Source organism: Niastella yeongjuensis (genome assembly GCF_900110245.1).
GTDB classification, from domain to species: Bacteria; Bacteroidota; Bacteroidia; order Chitinophagales; family Chitinophagaceae; genus Niastella; species Niastella yeongjuensis.
This window is the reverse complement of record NZ_FOCZ01000023.1, coordinates 1-23,562: the sequence shown is the minus strand read 5'-3', so window position 1 is coordinate 23,562 and position 23,562 is coordinate 1. Positions and strand designations below refer to the sequence as shown.

Below are 23,562 nucleotides of genomic sequence, written 5' to 3'. Positions count from 1 at the left end.
TGGCAATAGGGCTTTTTAATTTACTATTTATAGAACCAAACCCGCATCAATGATAACAGTTGATCGATCTTCAATGGTTTGGTGATATAATCCGATGCACCTGCCTCAATACATTTCTGCCTGTCGCCCTTCATCGCTTTTGCCGTTACCGCAATAATAGGCAGTGTACTGTTCTTATGTTCGCGCCGGATCTTCTGCGTGGTTTCATAACCATCCATTTCAGGCATCATGATATCCATCAGCACCATATCTATTTTCGGGTTATCATCCCTGATAATATTGATGGCTTCCTTACCACTTTCCGCCGTGATCACATTTATGTTATAACGTTCAAATACCGTAGTTAGTGCGAACAGATTCCGTACATCGTCATCCACCACCAGAATGTTTTTACCGGTGAGGATATCCTCTTTTTTCCTGATGTTCTCAATCACCTTCCGTTTTTCGGCCTGCAGGTCTTTATGATTGATGTGCAGCGCCAGTACCGATTCTTCCAACAGGTGTTCCAGTGAGTTCACGCCCTTCAATAATATTTTCCCGCTTACATTGTTCAGTTGCTGCAACTCTTTTTTATTAAACTCCTTCGCTGAGTACATGATCACCGGGGTGAGCCTTGGCTTTCTTTCTGCCACCTGGTTCACCAGTTCATGTCCGGGGAGATCGGGCAATGAATAGTCGAGGATAATGCAATCGAAATCCTTGCTGTTGATGTCGTGCATGGCTTTTTCACCGGTTCCGGCCAGCGTTACCTGCATATTGTCGGTGCTCAGCAGTTTCACAATTTGCGAAGCATCCAGTTCATTGTCTTCTACCACCAGGATCTGTTTCACCTCCTTCTTGTTAAAGGCCACTATATCGTCGAACAGGTCATTGAGCGATTCATTGTCCAATGGTTTCAGGCGGAAGCTGCGGGCACCGCGTTTTAATGCCAGCGCACGGTTTTCTTCACCCGAAATCAAATGGATCGGAATATGCCGGTAGCTGAGGTCGTTGCGCAACAGCTCCATCACCTTCCAGCCGCTGGTATCGGGCAACTTCACATCCAGCGTAATGGCAATGGGTGTAAAGCGGTTGATGAAGTCAAACACCTCGATGTAGTTGGTGGCCACAATGGCTTTCAACCCATACTGGTGTGCTTTTTCTATAACGATCTTGCCGAACCGGATATCGTCTTCCACGATCAGGATGGCTTTTTCGCTTGGCGCCACATTGTTGCGGTCGTCGCCAGTATCGTTGATCATTTCGTTTACGATGTGCATACCGCCGGCATCTGCCCCCTCACCGGTAACCCTGATCGAATTCAGCAGGGTATCAATTTCACCGCTGTCGTTGCCCAGCTGGTACTGGTATTCCGTAAGGCTCGATGGCGCTTCGCGGGTTACCACACCCGATACGTTGTCTATAGGCAGGAACAGGGTAAAGGTACTTCCCTGCCCCGGTGTGCTATCCAGCTCGATGGTACCGCCTAACAGTTCGGTTAAACCACGGCTGATGGACAAGCCCAAACCGGTACCGCCATATTTACGGCTGGTACTTCCTTCTGCCTGCTGGAAGGCTTCAAAGATGATGCTTTGTTTTTCCAGCGGAATACCGATACCGGTATCATGAATGGCAAAGGCCACCACACGTTGTGCATTATCGAGGATGGAGTTTCCCGGTTTCCAGTTCTTCTTGGCGTCGTAGATCTTCAGTTTCACTTCGCCCTTTTCTGTAAACTTAAAGGAGTTCGACAACAGGTTTTTCAGGATCTGGTTCAACCGTTGTATATCGGTCTCCATATTTTCCGGCAAATTGGTATCCGTTTCAATGGTAAAGCGCAAATGACGGGCTTCCGCAATTGGCTTGAAGGTGGTTTCCACAAAAGAAGTGATCTCGAAGAAACGTACCGGTGCAAAATTGGCGGTAATGAACCCTGACTCGATCTTCGACAGATCGAGGATGTCGTTGATCAGTTGTATCAGGTCATCCCCACACGAGTGGATGGTCTTTGCATACCGGATCTGTTTTTCCGTTAAGTTGCCTTCCGCATTCTCATACAATTGTTGCGCAAGGATCAACAGGCTGTTCAGCGGTGTACGCAACTCGTGCGACATATTCGCCAGGAACTCCGATTTATACTTCGAGGTCAGGGTTAACTGTTCGGCTTTTTCTTCCAGTGAACGGCGTGCTTCTTCCACCTCCTTGTTCTTGGCTTCCACTTCGTTCTTTTGTTTTACCAGCAACAGGGCTTTATCCTGCAGCTCATCGTTGGTTCTGCGCAACTCTTCCTGTTGTACTTTCAGCTCACTGGCCAGCGATTGTGACTGGGTCAGCAGTTCTTCCGTACGGGAGTTTGCTTCGATGGTGTTCAATACGATACCGATACTTTCCGTTAACTGGCTTAAGAAGTCGAGGTGGGTTTGGTTAAAGGTATCGAGTGAAGCCAGTTCAATTACCGCTTTCACGTCGTTCTCGAACAACACCGGTAAGATGATCACATTGGCTGGTTTGGCTTTGCCCAAAGCCGAGCTGATGCGAATGTAATTACTGGGCACATTGCTCAGGATGATCCGTTCTTTTTCAAACGCCACCTGGCCCACCAGGCCTTCGCCTATTCCAAATTCGGTTTGAATATTTTTATCTGATTTGTAGCCGTAAGCTGCAAACAGTTTCAGTTTTACTTCGTTGTTGGTATCCTCGTCCTGACGTAATATGTAGAAGGCCCCAAAGTGAGCGCTTACTACCCGGGCCAGCTCAGACAGGATCTTTTGCGTTACCGTTTTCAGGTCACGTTGTCCCTGCAACATCTGGCCAAACTTCGCGAGGTTCGATTTCAACCAGTCCTGCTCCTGGTTACGCAAGGTTGTTTCGCGCAGGTTGGTGATCATCTGGTTGATGGTATCTTTCAACGCTTCCACCTCTCCTTTCGCTTCTACGCGGATGGTTCGGGTAAGGTCACCCTTTGTTACCGCCGATGCCACCTCTGAGATGGAACGCACCTGTGTGGTGAGGTTCTGCGCCAGCTGGTTTACGTTTTCGGTCAGGTTCTTCCAGATACCGCTTGCACCGGGTACACTCGCCTGTCCACCCAGCCGGCCTTCCACCCCTACCTCACGGGCAACGGTTGTAACCTGGTCAGCAAAGGTGGCCAGCGTATCGATCATTTCATTGATGGTATCGATCAGTTGCGCTACCTCACCGCGCGATACAATGGTCAATTTTTGTTTCAGGTTACCGGTTGCCACCGCGGTCACCACTTTGGCAATACCCCGCACCTGGTTGGTGAGGTTACTGGCCATCATGTTCACCGAGTCGGTAAGGTCTTTCCAGGTACCGGCCACACCACGCACTTCTGCCTGTCCGCCCAGTTTACCTTCGGTACCTACCTCACGCGCCACACGGGTAACTTCAGATGCGAAACCCTGTAGCTGGTCCACCATCGTATTGATCGTGTTCTTCAGGTCAAGGATCTCTCCTTTTACGTCGATGGCCACTGTTTTTGACAGGTCACCACTCGCCACCGCTTTGGTTACCTCGGCAATGTTACGCACCTGGTCGGTCAGGTTACCGGTCATTTGGTTTACTGAATCCGTCAAGTCTTTCCAGGTACCGGCCACACCTGGTACAAATGCCTGTCCGCCCAGTTTACCATCGGTACCCACCTCACGGGCCACCCGGGTTACTTCCGATGCGAAGGCGCGGAGCTGATCCACCATCGTGTTCAGCGTTTCTTTCAACTGCAGGATCTCACCGCGTACGTCAACCGTAATTTTCTTCGACATGTCGCCGTTCGCCACCGCTACGGCCACCTCGGCAATGTTACGCACCTGGGCGGTCAGGTTACCGGCCATCTGGTTTACCGAGTCGGTAAGGTCCTTCCAGGTACCGGCCACACCAGGCACGTTTGCCTGTCCGCCGAGTTTACCTTCCGTACCTACCTCACGGGCCACACGTGTTACTTCCGATGCAAAACCGCGGAGCTGGTCCACCATCGTGTTGATCGTGTTCTTCAACTCCAGAATCTCGCCTTTTACGTTTACGTCGATCTTACGGCTCAGGTCACCATTTGCCACCGCTGTGGTTACCTCGGCAATGTTACGTACCTGCGAGGTAAGGTTACTGGCCATTTTATTTACAGAGTCTGTCAAGTCTTTCCAGGTACCGGCTACACCAGGCACGTCGGCCTGTCCGCCCAGTTTACCTTCAGAACCTACTTCACGCGCCACGCGCGTTACTTCCGAAGCGAACCCATTCAGCTGGTCCACCATGGTATTGATGGTATTCTTCAACTCCAGGATCTCTCCGCGCACGTCTACCGTGATCTTACGGCTAAGGTCACCCTTCGCCACCGCGGTGGTTACCTCGGCAATGTTACGTACCTGGCCGGTCAGGTTACTGGCCATCATGTTCACCGAGTCGGTCAAATCCTTCCAGGTACCGGCTACACCGCGTACTTCGGCTTGTCCACCCAGTTTACCTTCACTACCTACCTCACGTGCCACCCGGGTAACTTCCGATGCAAAACCGCGGAGCTGGTCCACCATGGTGTTGATGGTGTTCTTCAACTCGAGGATCTCCCCTTTCACGTCCACATCGATCTTACGGCTCAGGTCACCATTTGCCACCGCCGTAGTTACCTCGGCAATGTTACGTACCTGACCAGTAAGGTTACTCGCCATTTTATTTACAGAGTCTGTCAAGTCTTTCCAGGTACCACCTACGCCGGGTACATCTGCCTGTCCGCCCAGTTTACCTTCAGAACCTACTTCACGCGCCACACGCGTTACTTCCGAACCAAAGGAGTTCAGCTGGTCCACCATGGTGTTGATGGTATTCTTCAATTCCAGGATCTCCCCACGCACGTCTACCGTAATCTTACGGCTAAGGTCACCCTTTGCTACCGCAGTGGTTACCTCGGCAATGTTACGCACCTGGCCGGTCAGGTTACTGGCCATCCCGTTTACGGAGTCGGTCAAATCCTTCCAGGTTCCGGCTACTCCTTTTACCTGTGCCTGACCGCCCAGTTTACCTTCGGTACCTACCTCCAGCGCCACCCGTGTTACCTCAGAGGAGAAGGAGTTCAACTGGTCCACCATCGTATTGATGGTGTTCTTCAACTCGAGGATCTCACCCCGTACATCCACCGTGATCTTACGGCTAAGGTCACCCTTTGCCACGGCGGTGGTTACCTCGGCAATGTTGCGTACCTGGCCGGTAAGGTTACTGGCCATCTGGTTTACGGAGTCGGTCAGGTCTTTCCATACCCCACCTACCCCTTTCACTTTTGCCTGGCCGCCCAGTTTCCCTTCACTACCTACCTCACGCGCCACACGCGTTACCTCGGCAGAGAAAGAGTTCAACTGGTCAACCATCGTATTGATCGTATTTTTTAATTCGAGGATCTCTCCTTTTACGTCTACCGTGATCTTACGGCTCAGGTCACCTTTCGCCACCGCGGTGGTTACCTCGGCAATGTTACGTACCTGACCCGTAAGGTTACTCGCCATGTTGTTTACGGAGTCGGTCAAATCCTTCCAGGTACCGGCCACACCTTTTACCTGTGCCTGACCACCGAGTTTACCTTCGGTACCTACCTCCAGCGCCACCCGCGTTACCTCAGAGGAGAAGGAGTTCAACTGGTCCACCATGGTATTGATGGTGTTCTTCAGTTCGAGGATCTCCCCTTTTACGTCTACCGTAATTTTTTTCGACAGGTCGCCTTTTGCCACGGCGGTGGTTACCTCGGCAATGTTACGAACCTGGCCGGTAAGGTTACTGGCCATCTGGTTTACGGAGTCGGTCAGGTCTTTCCAAACACCGCCTACGCCTTTTACTTTTGCCTGTCCGCCCAGTTTCCCTTCACTACCTACCTCACGCGCCACACGGGTAACCTCCATGGAGAACAGGTTCAGCTGTTTCACCATGTCGTTCACTTCTTTGGCAATGGTGGCAAATTCCCCCTGCAGTACGTGCCCGCCAATTTCGAGCGGCATTTCTTTGGAGAGGTTTCCTTTTGCTACCGAGCTGATCACATCGGCTATTTCAATGGTGGGATGCACCAGGTCAGAGATCAGGATATTCAGCGACTCAACGCCGGTACGCCAGGCCCCGCGGGCATTGGGCAACTCGATTCGCTGGTTCAGCTTACCCTGTTTACCAATGGTATTACCGCCACGGGTAAACTCCATCGTCATTTTTTCATTGAGGGAAATAATTTCATTGAGGGTGTCACAGATCTTTCCGCTCAGGCCTACCTGATCAATGGGCATACGCACACTAAAGTTCCCGTTCTTTACCTGGGTAAGTACATGCAACAACTCGCGGTGATCGAGTAAATCGCTTACTTCACGCGGAGCCGGGTCAGGTTCTGATTCAACTATTTTGGGTTTCTTTTTGGCTGGGAGGTGTTTGCCGTTTTTGGGCACAACCGTAGCTACATCCTGCCGCTTTGAGCGAGTAGTATTGGGTTTTGAGCGCGCCATAATCAGGTATTTTAGAATTTACTTTTAAAATTAGGTGTTCGATCAACATAACAATTGCATGGCAACTGATCGGCTAACATTCGTTGGGGTTGGTTAGCAGCCCGGGGCAATACAATAATGCCGTTCTTAATGACAAACGGCGTTCCGATTTTTTGCGGGTAATTCATACAGTTTTGGGTCTTGTTTTATCATAAACAGTTGAAGAAAATACAATGTATAATCCCCATTTAGGTCATGCCTCCCCAAATTGAGCAAAGCATTACCCAAACAATTTATTTTCAATGATTTTAGCGTCTTATAATCCCTCTACTTTAAATAACAAGCCATGGGCCATTGAGAATGACAAATTTAAATAATATGTAGTATTGCCGTAAACACTTAGGAGCGGGTATACAGGTATACATTTGCCGGTTGTTCGCCATCGATGTTTACCTGGTCTGAAGTTTTATATAGCAGCCCGCCCGTTTTAGCGGCTAGCTTATTCCGTTCCTTATCGTTTTCGGGTATAACCCAAAATACCCGGTGCACTTCCGCACAGGAGAAGAAATAATGCAGACAGGTTTGCAGCATGTGGATGGTTATATCGGGGAGTGCTGCTATTACGGGCATTACAGGAACATATATTCTATAATCGCCTTCCCGGGCATCAACGGCGTCTTTTAATTCATCCTGCAATACCTGGTACACTTCCAACTGGCCTATAGGCGTATCGTAATTCAGTAATACCATAAAGGCCTGTGCGTAGGTGCTTTCGCCCAGCAGAATGAAAAATACGCGTAACTGGTCAACCGGCAGGCCCGCCTTGTGGGAATAGCCTGACGACAGCCATTCGTGAATAGCGTAAATGTCGTTATCGGCGTATACGGATACGGGGCGCAGACTGATGTGATAACCCGGCATCAATTCTTTTTGCAATACAATAGCTTGTTGTTTCCTTACGTCAAGGGACTGGCAAAGTAAATTAGGGGATGAGGTTGTCATATATAAGATAAGATAGGGTGACTTTTTTCAAAAAAAACCGGGGTATTGGATAAAGGTGATGTTTTTGCACGCTCAAAATCACCTTGCAGTGGGGGATCAACGTTTGTTGGTAAAGTAAACTATTTTTTTGCGGTGAAACCAAATTCAGCGGTTGTTTTTTGTTGCGGTTCGATTAAAACTATCGCGGATGGTCAGTTGTGGAAGGGCAGAAGGCAGAGGGCAGAAAGCAATACCGTTCCAGGGGAAATTAAATCTGATTTCGTAATTGATTGGAATAAAATTCCCTTACCTTTAGCTGGTGCGGTGCTTTCTCTACTGTGCATATAAGCATACCTACAACAATCCCTCATATTGGGCCTGATGAATGTACTGCACATCGGAACAATTTCTAACGTTTGACAATAGGTGTTTCACCTGATTGGTAACCCTTTACTAAAGGCTATTCTCTTATACATAACCCTTCATTTGTTTGGGGTGTATCCTATTGTCAATCCGGCGGGACGTTGTGAATCTTTTAGTGCTAATGGCCCATAAAACTTTGGTAGGTATGCAAATAAAATTGATTGCCGATAATTATAAAGAGCTGGCTTTTACTGATCAGCTTCCTGATACAGTAGCCCATTACCTTATCCCGGGCGCTTCTTCAGTTACGGCATCGGGTGATTTTGGTTATGTGCTTTTTCAACAACTGCAGGGGGATGGTATTTTTATCAGGTTACAACATTTTTTGATGAACCGGGCCTGTACGTTCATCATGCAGGAATTTGAACCTTTACTGAAATTACGTTTCCATCTCATTAACCATATACAGTATCATATTGAAGGATTGGGCAACCTGGTGTTTTATGAACAGGGGTTTAACTTATTGTATTTTCCATTTCAAAATCACCGGATCCATCTTCAAAGTGCAGGTGTGTATTTCTCCATCGACATTCACTATCCCGTATATGTTTTGTCTCAAAAGTTACCACCTTTAGTTCTGATGAATGATTTTCAGAAAAAAGTTATTCACCAGCAACCTGCTATGTTAACCCCGGTGAACCAGGTGGCCAGCCGTCCGTTGCTGTCGCATGTACATCAATTGATGCAGGCCGGCAAACGCTCTGCAGCGTCCCTGCATGCCCGATCGCTGGATGTATTGATCAGCAGCCTCGAAAACATTTCCGAACAGCCTGTATGGGACCCCATCACACTTTCCATGCCCGAAGCACAAGCCATTCACCACGCCAAAACGAAGATGGCAGAAGACCTTAAACAAGACTGGACCCTTAAAGAACTTACGCAGCTTACAGGCCTGAACGATTATAAACTAAAAACCGGTTTTCAACAATTGTATCAAAGCAGTCCGGCCGATTATTTACGGGATGTGCGAATGGAAAAAGCCTGGCAATTATTATCAGGTAAAAAGTTCTCGGTATCGCAGGTGGCGGAAGAAGTGGGCTATACCAATCTGAGTGCGTTTTCAAAGGCGTTTAAAAAGTATTTTAACATTACGGCAAGGGAACGGAGTAAAGTTATTATTGAATAAGTTCAAAGTTGAAAGTTTAAAGTTCAAAGTTGAAAGTGCAAAGTTGAAAGTTCAGGGATAACAGTTATATATTGGTTCAAAAAAAATATCACGATTTCAGCTTTTTGGCAAAATGTTTCTACGGGTGAAATTTGGAAAACGTATAACTGAAATTGTACCTTTATACAGGCGCCGTATCAGGTGATGATAAATGTTATAGGCCCGCAATTCCAATCCGTCGCTATCCATCACTCCATTTAATCAACAAGTCATCGTCTACATTTCATAAGATAAGGTTTATCATGGTGTTGTATGATTAGTGTTCTACTCTGCGCTGGTAGTGACCGCATATTGACAATTACCGGAAACTGGTTAAGCCAATGCATACTGATTGTGAGGGTTTGCATGGCCTATTCATTATTCGCTCCTTTCGAACATCATCATCCGGTTAATACAGTATGCACATTACCGGTGCAGATGTTTTTTTGAAGGCGAGGCAGAAGGCAGAGGGCAGAAGGCAGAGATAAATACACCTCTGCGCGGCTGCGTTCAATGGGCGATGCAATAATTAAGGGAGCACGCTGATTACATTTTTTTCCATCTTGAAGTGTACGCCGTTATATTCCAGTGTTCGGATAACGGTGGAAAAATTGGCAGCGCGGGAAATGGAACCGGAGAATTTATAAGCCGGTACTTTACCCGGGTATTTTACTTCTATATTGTACCAGCGGGAAAGTGTTCGCATAATGTATTTGATATCGGAGTTGTTTAAGGAGATCAACCCATTCTTCCAGGCGAGTGCATCATCCAGATCGTCTACCCTCACTATATTAATATAATCGCCGCCTGTCGGTATTTGGGCCTGCTGTCCGGCCGCTAAAAATTTGAAATTGTCATTATCGCCGGGTGTTGGCACAGACACTTTTACTTTTCCATTCACCAGGGTTGTGGTTATGTTGCTTTCATCATTATAGGCCATAATGTTAAACCGGGTCCCCAGCACTTCTACTTTTGCCCCTGCCCCCTTACCGGTTGGCGGCAGCACATCTACAATAAAAGGCTCCCGCTTTCCTGTTGCACCGGGACGCGTTGCCACCTCAAAATAAGCTTCACCAGTAATGGCTACCCGTCTTTCTTTTGCTGAAAATTGTGCCGGGAATTTTATTGAAGAAGCGGCATTTAACCAAACCCTACTGCCGTCGGGCAATACCAGACTGTATTGTCCACCCCGGGGCGTAGTCAGGGTATTCAAAACGGTTTCGGTTGTTGAAGCGCCGCCCGACTGTTCGTACTTCAGTTCGCCATCATTTAACTTGGTGACGGCGGCATTTCCTTCCTGTGCCAGCCTGCCATTGGCTGCATTTTCCAGCTCTATAACCGATCCCTTCGACAGGGTGAGCGTAGCTTTGTTGCCACCAGGCACAATGCCTGTTTCGGCTGCTCCTTTATTTTCTACTATGGGTTGGGCTGATTTCTTCGGCGTCAGGAAAGGCCAGGTAATAGCACCGGCAATCAATAACACCATGGCGGCCGCGGCATATGTGTACCAGCGGCGATACGATGGCACCGGCTTTTTTACTACACCAGTTTGTGCAGTGATCTGCTGCCACCGGGCTTCCATATCAACCTGTTTCATGGCCAGCAGATCGGTCAGCAATTGTTCACTGTTATTTACCTGTTCACTAACAAGGGCGTGTGAAGGATGACTGGCTTTCCAGTTTTCCAGATACTGCAGTTCGGTTTCGGTTAGTTCATGCCGTAACTGTTTCAGCAGTAGTCCTGCTAAATATTCTATTTCCTCCATGCCAGATGTATTCAATTCGGTGTCCATAATGCAATAGGCTGATATACATATTGAAACACTATTTCCATGTTGTTCCTTTATACAACGTGGAAAAATAGTCCGTTTGTAATAAAAGAAACAAGCTTGCCTGTAACATGTTGCAGGCCCCCTCCCGGCCTTCCGCCAACTGGCGGAGAGGAGGACGTTTCGATTATGATTCCCGATTAATTATGAGAAAGGCTAACAGTGCGGAAAGCATTCCTTTTTTTAATAGGTTGGTGCGGATCAGTTGAATGGCCTTGGCCCGTTGCACCCATACGGTATTGATCGAGATCCCTAATAGCGCTGCTATTTCATCGGCTGACCGGCGCTCGTAATAGATCAGCTTAAATATTTCTCTACAGCGATTTGGCAGTTGTTCAATTTCAAATTCCACTTCGCGCAGCACTTCTGCATGCACCATGTGACTTAGTGCATGTTCGTCGGTTTTTTCCTGTAGTCTGTTCAGTTCTCTTTTCGAGGAGTGCGTTCTTTGTGTATAGCGCAGATAATTTAAACAGGCATTACGGGTAGTGATGTACAAAAATGCTTTGATGTTTGGCAGCGTATCGAAGCTATCGTGCCGGTGCAGCAATTTTACAAAGCTGTCGGCAGCAATATCCTCTCCTTCCCCATCATTGTCAACCAATCGTTTTGCAAAGAAACAAAGGCTTGGAAAAAACATATCATACACGACCCGGAACGCATGTGTATTACCTCTCTTAAACTCCAGTAAAAGAGACTTGTCCTGAAAATTATGTTTCATTCCTCAATACTTATCACCCCTGTTGCGCCATGGCAGAGGGCTTACATTTATTTGCAGTTATTAAAATCCCCGTATAGTAGTAACAGAACGAATATCGAATATTAAAGCATACAGCCAAAATAAGTTTGGTAAAATTTGGCGGCAAATCGGGTAACCGGTACATATATGTTATTTCCCAGCAAAATTCCCGGCCGCCTTTTATTGGTAACACCAAATAGCTATTTCTCCTTTATTGCACATTGACGGGTATCTTGTATATTGTGTCGCTATCCTATACCAATACCATTACCATTATTCTTTTTATTACATTTAATGAAATGATTCCCGTACGTGCACATGCAGGAACCAAACCAATTATACCGGATATTTCAGGAGATATTTTACAAGTACTACGAACCGCTTTGCAAGTATGCTTTTACTATCGTAAAAGAACCACATAGTTGCGAGGATATTGTTCAGGAAACTTTTTTACGGGTTTGGGAGAAAAAACAAAACCTCATTGGCTCCGAAGAGCTTACCTGGTATTTGTATACGGCCATCCGCAACAATTGCCTGAGTTTTCTGGAAAAAAGACAGAAAACCGTGTTGGGCGATTTCAATGGCCAGGAAGTTATAGACATGCCCGGCGAACGCCCGGCGCCCACCGCTAAAGAAACCGATTATGATACCCTGTTAAAGAATGCCCTCGAAAATTTACCCCCCAAATGCCGGGAAGTTTTTGTGTTAAGCCGGGTAAGTAATCTCACTTACAAACAGATCAGTGATTCCCTGGGAATATCTATAAAAACGGTTGAAAATCAAATGGGTAAGGCATTAAAGATCTTACGGTCGTACATCCGCCAAAAACAGGGATTATCTATTATCTTCTGCACAATTTTTTTGTTTTTGTCGTCATAATGTAGGGGTAAACAATAATTTAATGTTTTTACAACAGTACATTGAACGGAATGAGCCAAAAAGAACATATAGTAAATCTTATAGCCAAGCAACTTCAGGGTTCGGCTACACCACAGGAAACCGAGGAGCTTCAACAATGGCTGAAATCGGATACTGCCCTTCAGCAGGAATATAATGACATGGCTGTCATTTGGCAAAAAAGCGGTCCTTTACTGGCTGAACCTCAATTTAATGCAGAGGTAGCCTGGGTAAAACTGGATGATAAGATCGCACACCTGACCGCCAGGGACAAAAAGCCTTTCCATTCCATTATCTCTGTTCTTTTTTCTTCTTCGGCCAAAGCTGCCGCCGCCATTTTAGTACTGGCTGCCGGGGGTTACTGGTGGTACCATCATGCACAATGGCAAACCTATACTGCCATGACCCAAAACGAAACCCTTACCCTGCCCGATCAATCGGTAGTAGTGGTTCGTAAGGGGAGTACTTTAAAATACCAGCCACATTTTGAAAAAGATGAACGCCGTGTAGAGCTGACCGGCGAAGCCTTTTTTACTGTACAACCTAATGAACATCAACCTTTTTTAGTAATAACCGACAACTCAGAAGTAAAGGTACTTGGCACCTCCTTCCTGGTTCATTCAACCAATGTAACCGATGAGGTAGTGGTTATGACCGGTAAAGTGAATGTTACTGATAAAAAAGAAAAAGCGAATAAGGTTATTCTCATTAAAGGCCAACGGGCGGTGTTACAACAGGACCACCATTTCTATCAGAACCAGGTGGCTGATTCCAACTTTATTGCCTGGAAAACAGGCCAACTTAATTTCACCAACACGGCACTTCCCCAGGTGCTACAGGATATTTCCCACTACTACGGCGAACCTATAGAGCTGGCTCCCGGCCTGCAGGCTACTGCCAATGCTATTCCGGTAACCGTTCACTTCAACAACCAACCGCTGGAACAGGTGTTGGAAGAACTCAAGCTGATCACTGGTTTACAGGTAAAAAAAGAGAACGATAAAACACTATTTTATCGAAATTAAGTTAGTTCTTTGTAGATACCGGACACATTAAAACCAGGTGAATCGCAGGCTATAGCTTGAGTTATAGCATGAAAAGACTGTATTGCATATTTTTGGTTCTTTTGAGTTTTGCACAGTTAACCCAGGCTCAGAGGGTTAGCTTATTTTCGCGTCCCTATACGCCAGGCTTTTACAAAGGCTCCATTCGCAGTTTTCTGGATGATATCAACCTGCACAGTCCCACTATCATTGAATACTCAGCCCGTTATTTAGATACCGGACGGGTTATTATTCTTTCCGGTTCGCCCGAAACTATTGGCGCCGTATTACACCAGGTGCTGGATGGCCAGAAAATAAACCTGATAGAAAAAAACAACAAGCTTATTATTACTCCGGCCGCTGCTCCATTACCGGAGGATTTCTTTGTTTCGTGGTATTCAGTTTACGGTATAATAAAAGAAAATGTCAGCGGCGAACCCCTGGCCGATGCTACCATTTGGCAACCGGCCCGGCAACGCGGCAGCTATTCCAACAACCACGGGTACTTTACCCTGTTACTTCCTGAAGGCAGGAATGAATTGTACCTCTCCTATGCCGGTTATGAAACCCACCGCATAACAGTAAACCTGAAAGGGAATACCCGGATGGATGTGTTCCTGACACCCAAAAGCAACATCGAAGAAGTAACGGTCACCAACTCGCCGCCGGCTGCCGAAGTGGAAGAAAATAAAGCCTCCAAAGATGCGGTAGGTTACGATATAATTCTGGGTGAATCAGATGTGCTGCGGTCTTTTTACCTGGACCCTGGCGTAAAGAATATCCCCGAGATCACGTATGGCATGCTGGTGCGCGGCGGTAGTCCTGATCAAAATATTTTTCTGTTGGATGGCAATCCCATCTTCAACCCAACGCATTTATTGGGCACGCTGTCGATAGTGAACAAAACATCGTTAAAGTCGATGTACCTGTACAAAAAGAATTTCCCGGCCCGGTACGGCGGCGGTTTATCATCGGTGATAGATGTAATGACGAAGGATGGCAATATGCAGAAATGGCAGGGGGAAGCCAACGCCGGCTTACTGGCCGGTTCCTTTACGGTGGAAGGCCCCATAAAAAAAGACCGCTCCTCCATCATGGTCTCATTCCGCCAAAGCTGGATCAACCCGATCCTGCGGGCGCTTAAATCGGGCATCGATGTTAACTTTTACGACCTGCATGTGAAGTTCACGCAATGGATAGGCAAAAAAGACAAGATCATGGTGAATGCCTATGCCGGGCACGATGGCCTGCAGTTGCATCAGAACTATACCAACAACCAGCAAAAATGGGGTAATAAAGCTGCTACCTTAAACTGGAACAGGCTGATCAGTTCACGTGCATTCATCAACTCCTCTATTAACATCAGCAATTACGATAACCTGGCGGGCTTCCGGTATAATTTGTACGACAGCTCCGGCCGGCTGGTGCAGAACCGTGTTTACAACACTTATTCCAGCATTAATCAATATACGGCACGTTCTGTATTGGAAATATCCCCTAACAACGATATAAAGATCAATGTAGGCGCCAAGGCTTCTTATACCAGGATCCGTCCGTTCGACACCAACGTGTCGCCTGATTTTACCGACCGGCCTGGTGATTTCAATGCCTTCCCGCCACTCTCCTTCCGTGAGCTGGCCTTGTTTTATGAAAACGAGTTCCATATAAATAAGAAGCTCTTCCTGAGACCGGGTGTGCGTCTTTCATTTTACGAGCACAGTGATTTTAAATACACGGCCTGGCAACCGCGATTGTATGCCGTGTATAAATTGGACGCCCATAACCAGCTCGATGCATCCTATAATCACATGACCCAATTCCTGCACATGGTCACCAACCCATATATGGGTATCAACAGCGATGCCTGGGTGCCCAGTACAGGAGAATTACAACCGGAAGAAAGCGATATGTACAACCTGGGCTTCAGCCATCGCAACAATAAAAAGGTTTCGGTTTATGTGGATGCTTATTATAAGCAAATGAAAAACGTGACGAACTACGCAGAAGGGCAAAACCTGTTTTTAAATACAGCTGACTGGGGACAAAGCGTAAAACTGGGCAAGGGCTGGAGTTATGGACTGGAAACAAAAGCGGAACACATCACCGACAAATGGTATTTACACCTTAGTTATACATTATCATGGAACTGGCGGAAATTTGCAGCCCTGAACAATGGTGCGAAATTTCCGTTTAAATACGATCGCCGGCATGAGATCAATGCGGCCGCTACGTTCAAATGCGACAAGCACTGGAGCTTCTCCACTTTCTGGATGTTTGCTACCGGTGACGTATATAACCTGCCTAACCAGGTGTACCCTGATTTCGACGATGCGCAACAGATCAGCGATCCATTGGCGCCCCGGGAGTACAGGTTGATCTATCATTCCTCCAACGCCAAAATGTATCGCACGCTGCCTTATCACCGGCTCGATGTATCGGCCAGCAATTACCATTCATTAGGTGGCGGGCCATTGCAATCACGATTAACAGTTGGCGTATATAATATTTATGGTTCGCCCAGCCAGTATGTGTATGACCTGGAAGGCACCCTGGGAAAACGGTCACTGGTTGTAACTACCAAGTACCAGTTCTTTAAGGTAACGCCTTATATTTCGTACACCGTTACATTTTAACAACATGGTAAAACACAGCGCAACATATAATTCTTTGATCTGGCTTTTTATGCTGACGCTTTTATTCAGTGCCTGTAAAAAGAATTTCTCAAGCGATCAGTTTGAAGATGGCAAACTGGTGGTACTGGCCGAGATCACTGCGCTGGATTCCGTAAAAATCCCGATTGGTAAAACCATTAAAGTTGAAAACGGCAGCCTCATCCGATTCGAAAAGGTCAATGATGCCACCGTTACCATTACCGAAGAAAACAACACCAGCTGGGTTTTACAGCCCAATTACTCCCAACAATACATCAACAACCCCACGTCGGTATTTACCAATAAAAAGCGTTTTAAGGCCACTACGAACTACCGGATAGACATCAACCACCCTACCCTGGGTTTTGTGAGCGCCTCCACGTATATACCCGCTTTACCCCGTTTAATCTCAGCAGACTCTTTCTCTACCCAATTCAATGACAAAGATGTATTGGGTGTAAACATCACCTGGAAAGATTCGGCTGACTATGATGAATTTTACATTATTGAAGCAGTAAAAGAAATGGTGCGCAACAATCACTATTTTATTTACCAGGGGAAACGCTACAGCTACGACAACCAGGCGGGCAAAGAGCTTTTTGAAACAATAAAGAACAACCCGGGTATTAAGATCCAGACCGACACCGTTGGCCTGAACAAGTTTACCCGGTTGAATGTATTTACCCAGGACAACCAGTCGGAAAATGTAAAACTGGACAAACTCACCAATCCGTTCAGACGCATTTTCTATCCTGACGCTTCATTCAATGGTAATTATTATTCCACCACACTCTATATAGACAAACAGTTTTTTGTTGACCCGCAGCAAAAGGGCCGTGTTCGCCTGCAATTAAAATCTGTAAGCAAGGAATTGTACGATTACCTGAAATTGTATGAGAAGTATAAAACAGATTTCGGCTCCGTGCCTACCAACCAGCTGGTATCCCCAACCGGTAATATTGAAAACGGGTTAGGTATATTTGGCGGATCGGCTAAACGGGAGAAACTCTACTACTTTGATACCTTGTTGTAGCTTGTTCAGCGTTCAAAGTTCAAAGTTTAAAGTTTTAAGTTTTAAGTTTACCCCGGCGTTTAAATATGATGATATTTTTCGTTTCTAAGGATGGTGCATGCACGGTACAATTGTTCGGCCAGGATCAAACGAACCAACTGATGGGGAAATACGAGTTTGGAAAGCGACCAGGTAGTATTTGCCCTTTTAAACACGGCATCATCAACCCCATAAGCGCCACCGATGAGAAAAACGAGGGTTTTAACGCTGTCATTGGCCCGGGCTTGCAGGAAATCAGCCAGCTGAGGAGAACTAAACGACTGCCCCCGTTCATCGAGTAGGATCAGGTAATCGTCTTTCTTAAGCCATTCCAGGATGGTTTCGCCTTCTTTTTTCTTCAGGTCCATTTCGCTGAGCATACCTGCGTTCTTTGGGGTAGGAATCAGGTTCCACTCTACAGGAAAGTATTTCGATAACCGGCGGGTAAAGTCTTCAATCCCCTCTTTTACGTAGGATTCATGATTTTTACCGATTGACCAGCACTGAATTTTCATAACAGGGAGCTTTTAGGTGATAACGCATTTGATCTGCCAGGGCAAGTTAAGTAATGTAATGGCCTAAAGCCTGTGATTCAGTACAAAAGGAAAATTTTATTTACAATTTTGTATGATTTATTTGGGTGGAATAACAATTAGGTATATTTTTGCCGCCCATTCACGAAAAACACGGCCCCGTAGCTCAATTGAATAGAGCATTTGACTACGGATCAAAAGGTTTCTGGTTTGAATCCAGACGGGGTCACCAGACAGGACAAGACGGATTTTCTCCTCTTGTCCTGTTTCTTTTTTGGCCTGGAACCCGCACCCAGACTGTATATCAGCGAAACGGCTTCATTGAGTCGAGCGGTTCGAACTCCAAATCCGTCAATCGTCAAATTTTCGGGGTATATCGAACCAATTATTTCCCGCTTTTTTACAATGTCTCCGTTTTTGTATAGTCGTTCCAAGTTCATCAGGTTCTGCAATCCTGTATTTAAAAGGCCGTCAAAGTCTACTGGTGTTTGCGTTGAATTGGCCAGTTTTCCCAATAGCTTTTCGATTTTATCGGTGTATTCTGCTTTCATTTTCCGGTAGTCATCCGGCTCAATTTTTTGCGTTGAAAGCAGGTCGCGTAAATAGGTTAACCTACCCTCCAATTCAGTGATCTGGTTGGAAATTTGTCTTTTGTCGTCCTGCGAATGATTTGACTGGTCATACCAGGCTTCTTGCAGGGTTAGTTGGTATAGTTCCAAATACTCCGGGCGGGGGACAAACTTCTTCAGTTCATTCACAAATATGTCGTTCACAAATTCTGCCCTGAACCGGCATTTGCAGCCACTAGTGCAGTGGTAATAAAAGTAGTCCTGTGTTCTTCCTTTTGATTTACTACCGGTAAGTTTCTTGGTGCATTTAGGACAGATCAAAAAGCCTCTCAGCGGCAATGTTGTATTTGCCACATACATTGGTCGATAATGTCTTTTACGGCCGTCTAACACGTCCTGCACCTGGTAGAATACAGATTCAGAAACCAGCGGCTCATGCTGTGCTTTTACGGTATGCGCTTCCTCATCCTTATATTTTGGAATTACAATTTTGCCACAATACAACGGGTTTCTAATATTCATCCAAAAATTGCTTTTGGTCGACTTCAGGCCCTTTTCCTTCGCCATTTTGTAGATCTGTTCGGCATTAAAACAACCCTCTGCAAGTGTCTCAAAAGCCCATTTCATGATGCTGGCCTGTGGTTCGTGCGGTTCAATGTATTTCTTTCCGGATTCAGAGGTTCGGTTTATATAACCGGTTGGCGCAATGCCCAGGTATCTACCCTCTTTTTTGGCCCGGCGCATTCCGTGAAAAGTATTCAATGCCCGGCGATCGTTTTCAACTTCAGGAGCGGCCAGATAAAAAGCCAGCATCATTTTATTTTCCGGAACAGAAAGGTCTAACGGCTGCTCAACGGCCTGCGGTTCAATTCCCAGTTTTCGAAGGGTGCTGATCATTTGGTAAGCATCACCGGCATTCCGGCTAAACCGGTCCCATTTGATAAATAGCACCAGGTCGGCGGTGTTCTTATTTTTCCGCAGGAAAATAAGGTACTTGTTCCATTCTGGCCGATTAAAGGTTTTTGCCGAATGATCTTCATAAATCACCTTGCGGACCTCGATGTTTTGAATTTGGCAATACCTGCGTAAACGCTCTTCCTGGTCACGTTGTGAGTAGCCTTTGTCTGCCTGTTCATCGGTACTCACCCTAATGTACAAATCTGCAATCTTCATACGCTTACTTTTGTAGATAGTTTGAAATAGCTATGTTAGCTAATTTCCGAATAAAATTTAAAATAGCGGTAGCTTGTTCAAGGGTAACTATAGTTCCCCGTTGGCGTAGCATTTCCTGTACCTTTTTCGGTGTTAGTTTTTCCATCTTACCTCCCTCATTTTTTTCGTTCTCACTGCCCTGTAAGACAACCCCAATACTAATATACGATTGTTTTGACAGTTTTCCGTATTACCAAAACTATTTTGTGTTAAATTGCATTGATTTGACCCCAAAAAGTTTTGACACCGACCGGAAATCTTATAAACATGCTTACATTCGTTAAGCAGCGTTAAGTGAAGTAAACAATGGAAAAGGAATACCAGGTAACATATAAGACGTATTACAACGACCGCCTTAAACAGACCAACTTTCATGGTAAGTTGATGTATCCCTTATACGTGCAAGTGACTTTTGACCGAAAAAGCATCTTTTTTAAGAGCTTCTTTTTTGATCTGTTTTCAAAACCTAAATATGCTGCCGGGATTGGAGGCCAGGTTTTCGGTCCTGATGTAAAGGACATTATAAAAAAGGAAGAATCCCTGATTGAGTTCATTATTGATAAGAACCGGGATAATTTTTCTTTAGACCTATTCAAAACGGAATATGCCTACTATGGCCGGGATCTGCTGGACATGATGGAAGCGGCGTTTCTGGAATACCTGTACACCTTTTTACATGATGAGGGCCTTCCCTATTTGGCCGAAACCGTAAACTTAGGTTCGCTTACGTGTAAATTATATGACCTGGTGCTGGACTTTAAAAGATGCATGACCCCCCAATTCTATCAAAAGCTGTGGGACAACTCGTTTTATTACAGTCCGCCTTATTTGGTGCTATGTGCATTTAATGAGAAGCCGCAGCAGACTTTGCTAAAGGCGTTTACGGTGATGGATTGGGAGGGGCCAGGGGCAAAGGAAATTTTTGCTGATTTTTTAAAAAAGAGTTATCCGAATAATAACGTGGCTGAAACTTTAAAGGCAATCGAAAAATATGTGCTTAAAGAAGTTAATTAATATCAATTTATTCAAGGATGGAAATTGATTTTAAGTCAATTTGTCAATACTCTATCTGCAAGGCCAGCTGCACCCTTTCTAACACTTCAATCTTAGGGCAACTGAGGAGCCCAATGCTACTTTCGCATTAAGGCTTTCAAATATTTGTATTGCTTTTGCTATTAAGAAGCTAAGTCTACAATGCTACCATCCACACATTTCGCCTTTAATGAACCATCAACAATTAAAATCTCTTGAAAATAATCTGGCAATAAATATGTCTGCACTACTTGCCAACTAGTAATGGACATTTCCAAAACTTCTAGTTCTGTCAAAACGAATAATCGACCATTCACAAATTGGATATCATATAAACTAAACGACAAATCAATTTTCAATAATATTATATTCTTTTCAAAGTCGACTACTGCTACATCCTGATCTATACCCACTATATAAACATTAGAAAGTATTTCAAGAATAACTGGTTTTAGTAAATCACTTCTCCAACCAATTGCATATTCGCTTTTACCTGCTTTTATTTTTAGAAATCGTCTGTCAGTATTTGTGTCATTAAAAAGTTGAACTGACTTTTTAAATTCCTCTTCCGTAATTGTTTCAAGTAAGACACTCATTTATTTAGTTGCTTTTGCAATTTTTGGTATTAACGTTGAAACTTTGGGGAGTGCATTCATGTTTCCATTTTCATAAAAAAAAGTAACATCAATCGCTCCTTTATCTCCTATCTGTACAGTTTTTATTATTGATGTTCCAAATTTGTTTGATTTTACTACGCCTCCTTCTAAAGAAATTGCTTCATCAAATACTTTCATTAGCTGTCCTTCAGTTTTAATGCCTAAAGTAGTCAAATCTTTAAGGTTTTGAGCTGAACGCACTATATTATGTTCGGATCCTTCCACGACTCTACCAAAGAAATACTCGAATTTTTTTGGATCTATAGTAAATTTTGGAATTTTATACAAATTCACATACATGCCACCCCCGCCATTTGCCATGTTCTCCTCTCTTGCATTCTGCATCCCTTTAGCTAAATAAAACTTGGAACGCTCATGACCAGAACTTCCATTTTTTCCTTTAACCATATCTTCATAACTATCATAGCTAACGGTTTGATCATAAGTTACAAATTGTACTTTATCAAATTTTTCAACGGTACCTTCTGTTGGCTCATGAGTAACATATTTTTTATCTAGGTTCTTGACCAGTTCCCATAACGTAAACCCAAGCTTAGTTCCACCCCAGTGAGGTTTCCAAGTCCAAACATAAACATCAGTCGTGTTAATAGGCTTTAGAACCGCTTTTCCATTCTCTTTTGTCTTCAGGTAATTTACTCTTTCCAATCCATCTAAATCGTTGAAAAGAATCGGACTGTTCTCGGCATAAGCATAAGAACTATTCCATGGATACTCTCTATAAAGGGGATCCACCGATATAAACTTCGCCACCCTCGGGTCATACACTCGCATCCCATAATCTTGCTGATTACCCTCGCCTTTCACCTCATTATCATTTTCCTTTCCGTTAAATCCATACCTGTACTCATCTCCGTTGGGAGAAAGATAAGAACGGCCTGGCTGTAACATTCCAAACGGATAATAATCCTGCGCACTTACAATGTCTGGCTCATAATGATCGATCAAAGAACTATCTGAAGGGGAAGATACGCCAATTTTCTTGTCGGTTACAGTGACCAGCACATTTCCTAAGTGATTGGTTAACTCATATTCTTTCTGCCCCCTTTTTTCAATCAACTCATACGCTATACCCAATAAGGGCATATAAGCAATCTCAGAAATTTCATTTTTATAGGTTTCATATACCGCCTGCTCTATGCTCTTTACCTCGGGCGAGTTTAATTGATTAATCTTTGCCTCATTAGCATTTAGTTGGTTGTAGAGTTCTTTAACTTCTTTTTCATTTTGAACACTGACCTGATTGTATAGCCCGGCACTTTGTCGCCTTATTGCAGATAAGGTCCCCTGAAATTGTAGCTCTAACCAACCCCGGTATAACAGAAATACATCTGTCTTTTCTTTCTGTAAAAGATCATATTTTTCCGGTTGTATGGCTACACTGTCTATTATTTCAGAAAACCTGTTCTGGATGTAGAGCTGTCCTGCAGACTTTTTAAACAGACTAATTTTGGCAATAGCACTGGTGGGGTCAATATTATAATATACGGTGCTGTCCTTTGTTTGTATCATGGCGCCTGCCTGCTCTTTACTGATCTTATAAAGCGGGTCATCGTGCAGCCCCAATGGACTTACACAGTTCAGATAAGCTAGTTGGGTAAGAATCTTCTTCCTGATATTTTCTATTGCTATTAATTTTTGGAGCGGGGTTTTAGCCGCTTGCACCCTTTCCATTGCAAACAGTGCACGATAGTTGCCATTCAGTTTATCGAACAGCTGTACATCGCCATACACCCGGTAAATATCTTTAGCAGCGGCAATATCAGCCAGATATTTATCACAAATGTTTTGATATAATACAAAAGGGTCCGATAGTTTTGAAGTTACCAGTTCAAATTCCTGGTTGGTTAGTTTAGTAGAATCAAATAACCGACCGTGGCAGGTAAACCAGCATAAAGTATGGGATGATTGATTTAATACGGCTATGTTAATAAACGCGGAGGCAGTAGTTCTGCCAAAAATGTAATAACTGCTTTGGGAGGCAAGGGCGCCTTTTAAAATCTGATTTACCCTGGGATCCTGTTGTACATTAGTTTGAGAGAAGGAAAAAAGACACAGTATAGAAAAAGTAACAAGCAGTAATAGCCTTTTCATAGTGAGGGGTTATTGTAAAGACAAAATAACAACAATTACCCGGCTTAACTCAAATTGCCGACATTTAGTAATTCACGGGAAAAACTCTGGTTGAAAAGTTGTGAAATAGTAAAGTTTTTTACTTGAACTTTCTTTGCTATGGATTTCCGGAGAGTATAAAATACTTTGTGTAAATAGGCGCAAGTAACTGCTTAGAGCCGGCATCTGTTTTCAAAGATAGTTAAGAACTGATGAAGAATAAGCCCCCAGTT

Annotated in this window: 15 protein-coding genes and 1 tRNA gene; 8 read left to right on the top strand and 8 right to left on the bottom strand. The window is 44.8% G+C overall.

Features of this window, described 5'->3' with window-relative positions; genetic code table 11:
* Window positions 1-23: 23 nt before the first annotated feature.
* The gene (locus BMX95_RS32785; RefSeq protein WP_218149837.1) at window positions 24-6,461 is read right to left on the bottom strand and encodes a HAMP domain-containing protein; all 6,438 of its coding nucleotides are present in this window, start codon (window positions 6,459-6,461) and stop codon (window positions 24-26) included.
* A 378-nt stretch (window positions 6,462-6,839) separates the two neighbouring features.
* Window positions 6,840-7,442: a GNAT family N-acetyltransferase gene (locus BMX95_RS32780; RefSeq protein ID WP_107686024.1), complete on the bottom strand. Its 603-nt coding sequence runs from the start codon at window positions 7,440-7,442 to the stop codon at window positions 6,840-6,842.
* A 45-nt stretch (window positions 7,443-7,487) separates the two neighbouring features.
* On the opposite strand from BMX95_RS32780, the gene BMX95_RS34750 reads away from it, so the two are divergent.
* Together BMX95_RS34750 and BMX95_RS32775 are read left to right on the top strand one after the other, a co-directional pair.
* Window positions 7,488-7,769 carry a hypothetical protein gene (locus tag BMX95_RS34750; protein ID WP_133053918.1) on the top strand — a complete coding sequence of 94 codons (282 nt, stop codon included), beginning with the start codon at window positions 7,488-7,490 and terminating at the stop codon, window positions 7,767-7,769.
* A gap of 220 nt (window positions 7,770-7,989) precedes the next feature.
* A complete protein-coding gene (locus BMX95_RS32775) occupies window positions 7,990-8,970 on the top strand; it encodes a helix-turn-helix transcriptional regulator (RefSeq protein ID WP_165758934.1) in 981 nt (326 codons plus the stop codon).
* Window positions 8,971-9,517: 547 nt separating this feature from the next.
* Here the strand turns inward: BMX95_RS32775 and BMX95_RS32770 are convergent.
* Together BMX95_RS32770 and BMX95_RS32765 are read right to left on the bottom strand one after the other, a co-directional pair.
* Window positions 9,518-10,780, bottom strand: a complete 1,263-nt coding sequence (locus BMX95_RS32770) for a FecR family protein (protein ID WP_081200652.1) — start codon at window positions 10,778-10,780, stop codon at window positions 9,518-9,520.
* A 163-nt stretch (window positions 10,781-10,943) separates the two neighbouring features.
* Entirely contained in the window at window positions 10,944-11,537 is a 594-nt protein-coding gene (locus BMX95_RS32765) for an RNA polymerase sigma-70 factor (protein ID WP_081200651.1), read from the bottom strand.
* Between the two features lie 336 nt (window positions 11,538-11,873).
* On the opposite strand from BMX95_RS32765, the gene BMX95_RS32760 reads away from it, so the two are divergent.
* From BMX95_RS32760 to BMX95_RS32745, 4 genes are all read left to right on the top strand, one after another.
* Complete coding sequence (locus BMX95_RS32760; protein ID WP_081200650.1) at window positions 11,874-12,434, top strand: RNA polymerase sigma-70 factor; 561 nt, start codon at window positions 11,874-11,876, stop codon at window positions 12,432-12,434.
* A gap of 50 nt (window positions 12,435-12,484) precedes the next feature.
* Window positions 12,485-13,477, top strand: coding sequence for a FecR family protein (locus tag BMX95_RS32755; protein ID WP_081200649.1), 993 nt, complete (start codon window positions 12,485-12,487; stop codon window positions 13,475-13,477).
* Window positions 13,478-13,578: 101 nt separating this feature from the next.
* Window positions 13,579-16,128 carry a TonB-dependent receptor gene (locus BMX95_RS32750; protein ID WP_165758933.1) on the top strand — a complete coding sequence of 850 codons (2,550 nt, stop codon included), beginning with the start codon at window positions 13,579-13,581 and terminating at the stop codon, window positions 16,126-16,128.
* A 4-nt stretch (window positions 16,129-16,132) separates the two neighbouring features.
* Entirely contained in the window at window positions 16,133-17,179 is a 1,047-nt protein-coding gene (locus tag BMX95_RS32745) for a DUF4249 domain-containing protein (RefSeq protein WP_081200647.1), read from the top strand.
* A 59-nt stretch (window positions 17,180-17,238) separates the two neighbouring features.
* Here BMX95_RS32745 and BMX95_RS32740 read toward each other — a convergent pair whose 3' ends face one another.
* Window positions 17,239-17,712: a 23S rRNA (pseudouridine(1915)-N(3))-methyltransferase RlmH gene (locus tag BMX95_RS32740; RefSeq protein WP_081200646.1), complete on the bottom strand. Its 474-nt coding sequence runs from the start codon at window positions 17,710-17,712 to the stop codon at window positions 17,239-17,241.
* 173 nt (window positions 17,713-17,885) lie between these two features.
* Here BMX95_RS32740 and BMX95_RS32735 point away from each other — a divergent pair.
* Window positions 17,886-17,962 (top strand) — tRNA-Arg (locus BMX95_RS32735).
* Here BMX95_RS32735 and BMX95_RS32730 read toward each other — a convergent pair.
* The gene (locus tag BMX95_RS32730; protein ID WP_090519724.1) at window positions 17,925-19,472 is read right to left on the bottom strand and encodes a recombinase family protein; all 1,548 of its coding nucleotides are present in this window, start codon (window positions 19,470-19,472) and stop codon (window positions 17,925-17,927) included. The two genes, BMX95_RS32735 and BMX95_RS32730, sit on opposite strands and share 38 nt — an antisense overlap.
* 345 nt (window positions 19,473-19,817) lie before the next feature.
* Between BMX95_RS32730 and BMX95_RS32725 the strand changes: the two genes are divergently transcribed.
* Entirely contained in the window at window positions 19,818-20,525 is a 708-nt protein-coding gene (locus tag BMX95_RS32725) for a hypothetical protein (RefSeq protein ID WP_081203111.1), read from the top strand.
* 161 nt (window positions 20,526-20,686) lie between these two features.
* Here the strand turns inward: BMX95_RS32725 and BMX95_RS32720 are convergent, their stop codons facing one another.
* Window positions 20,687-21,139 carry a hypothetical protein gene (locus BMX95_RS32720; protein WP_081203112.1) on the bottom strand — a complete coding sequence of 151 codons (453 nt, stop codon included), beginning with the start codon at window positions 21,137-21,139 and terminating at the stop codon, window positions 20,687-20,689.
* Complete coding sequence (locus BMX95_RS32715; RefSeq protein ID WP_081203113.1) at window positions 21,140-23,311, bottom strand: RHS repeat-associated core domain-containing protein; 2,172 nt, start codon at window positions 23,309-23,311, stop codon at window positions 21,140-21,142.
* Window positions 23,312-23,562 lie beyond the last annotated feature (251 nt).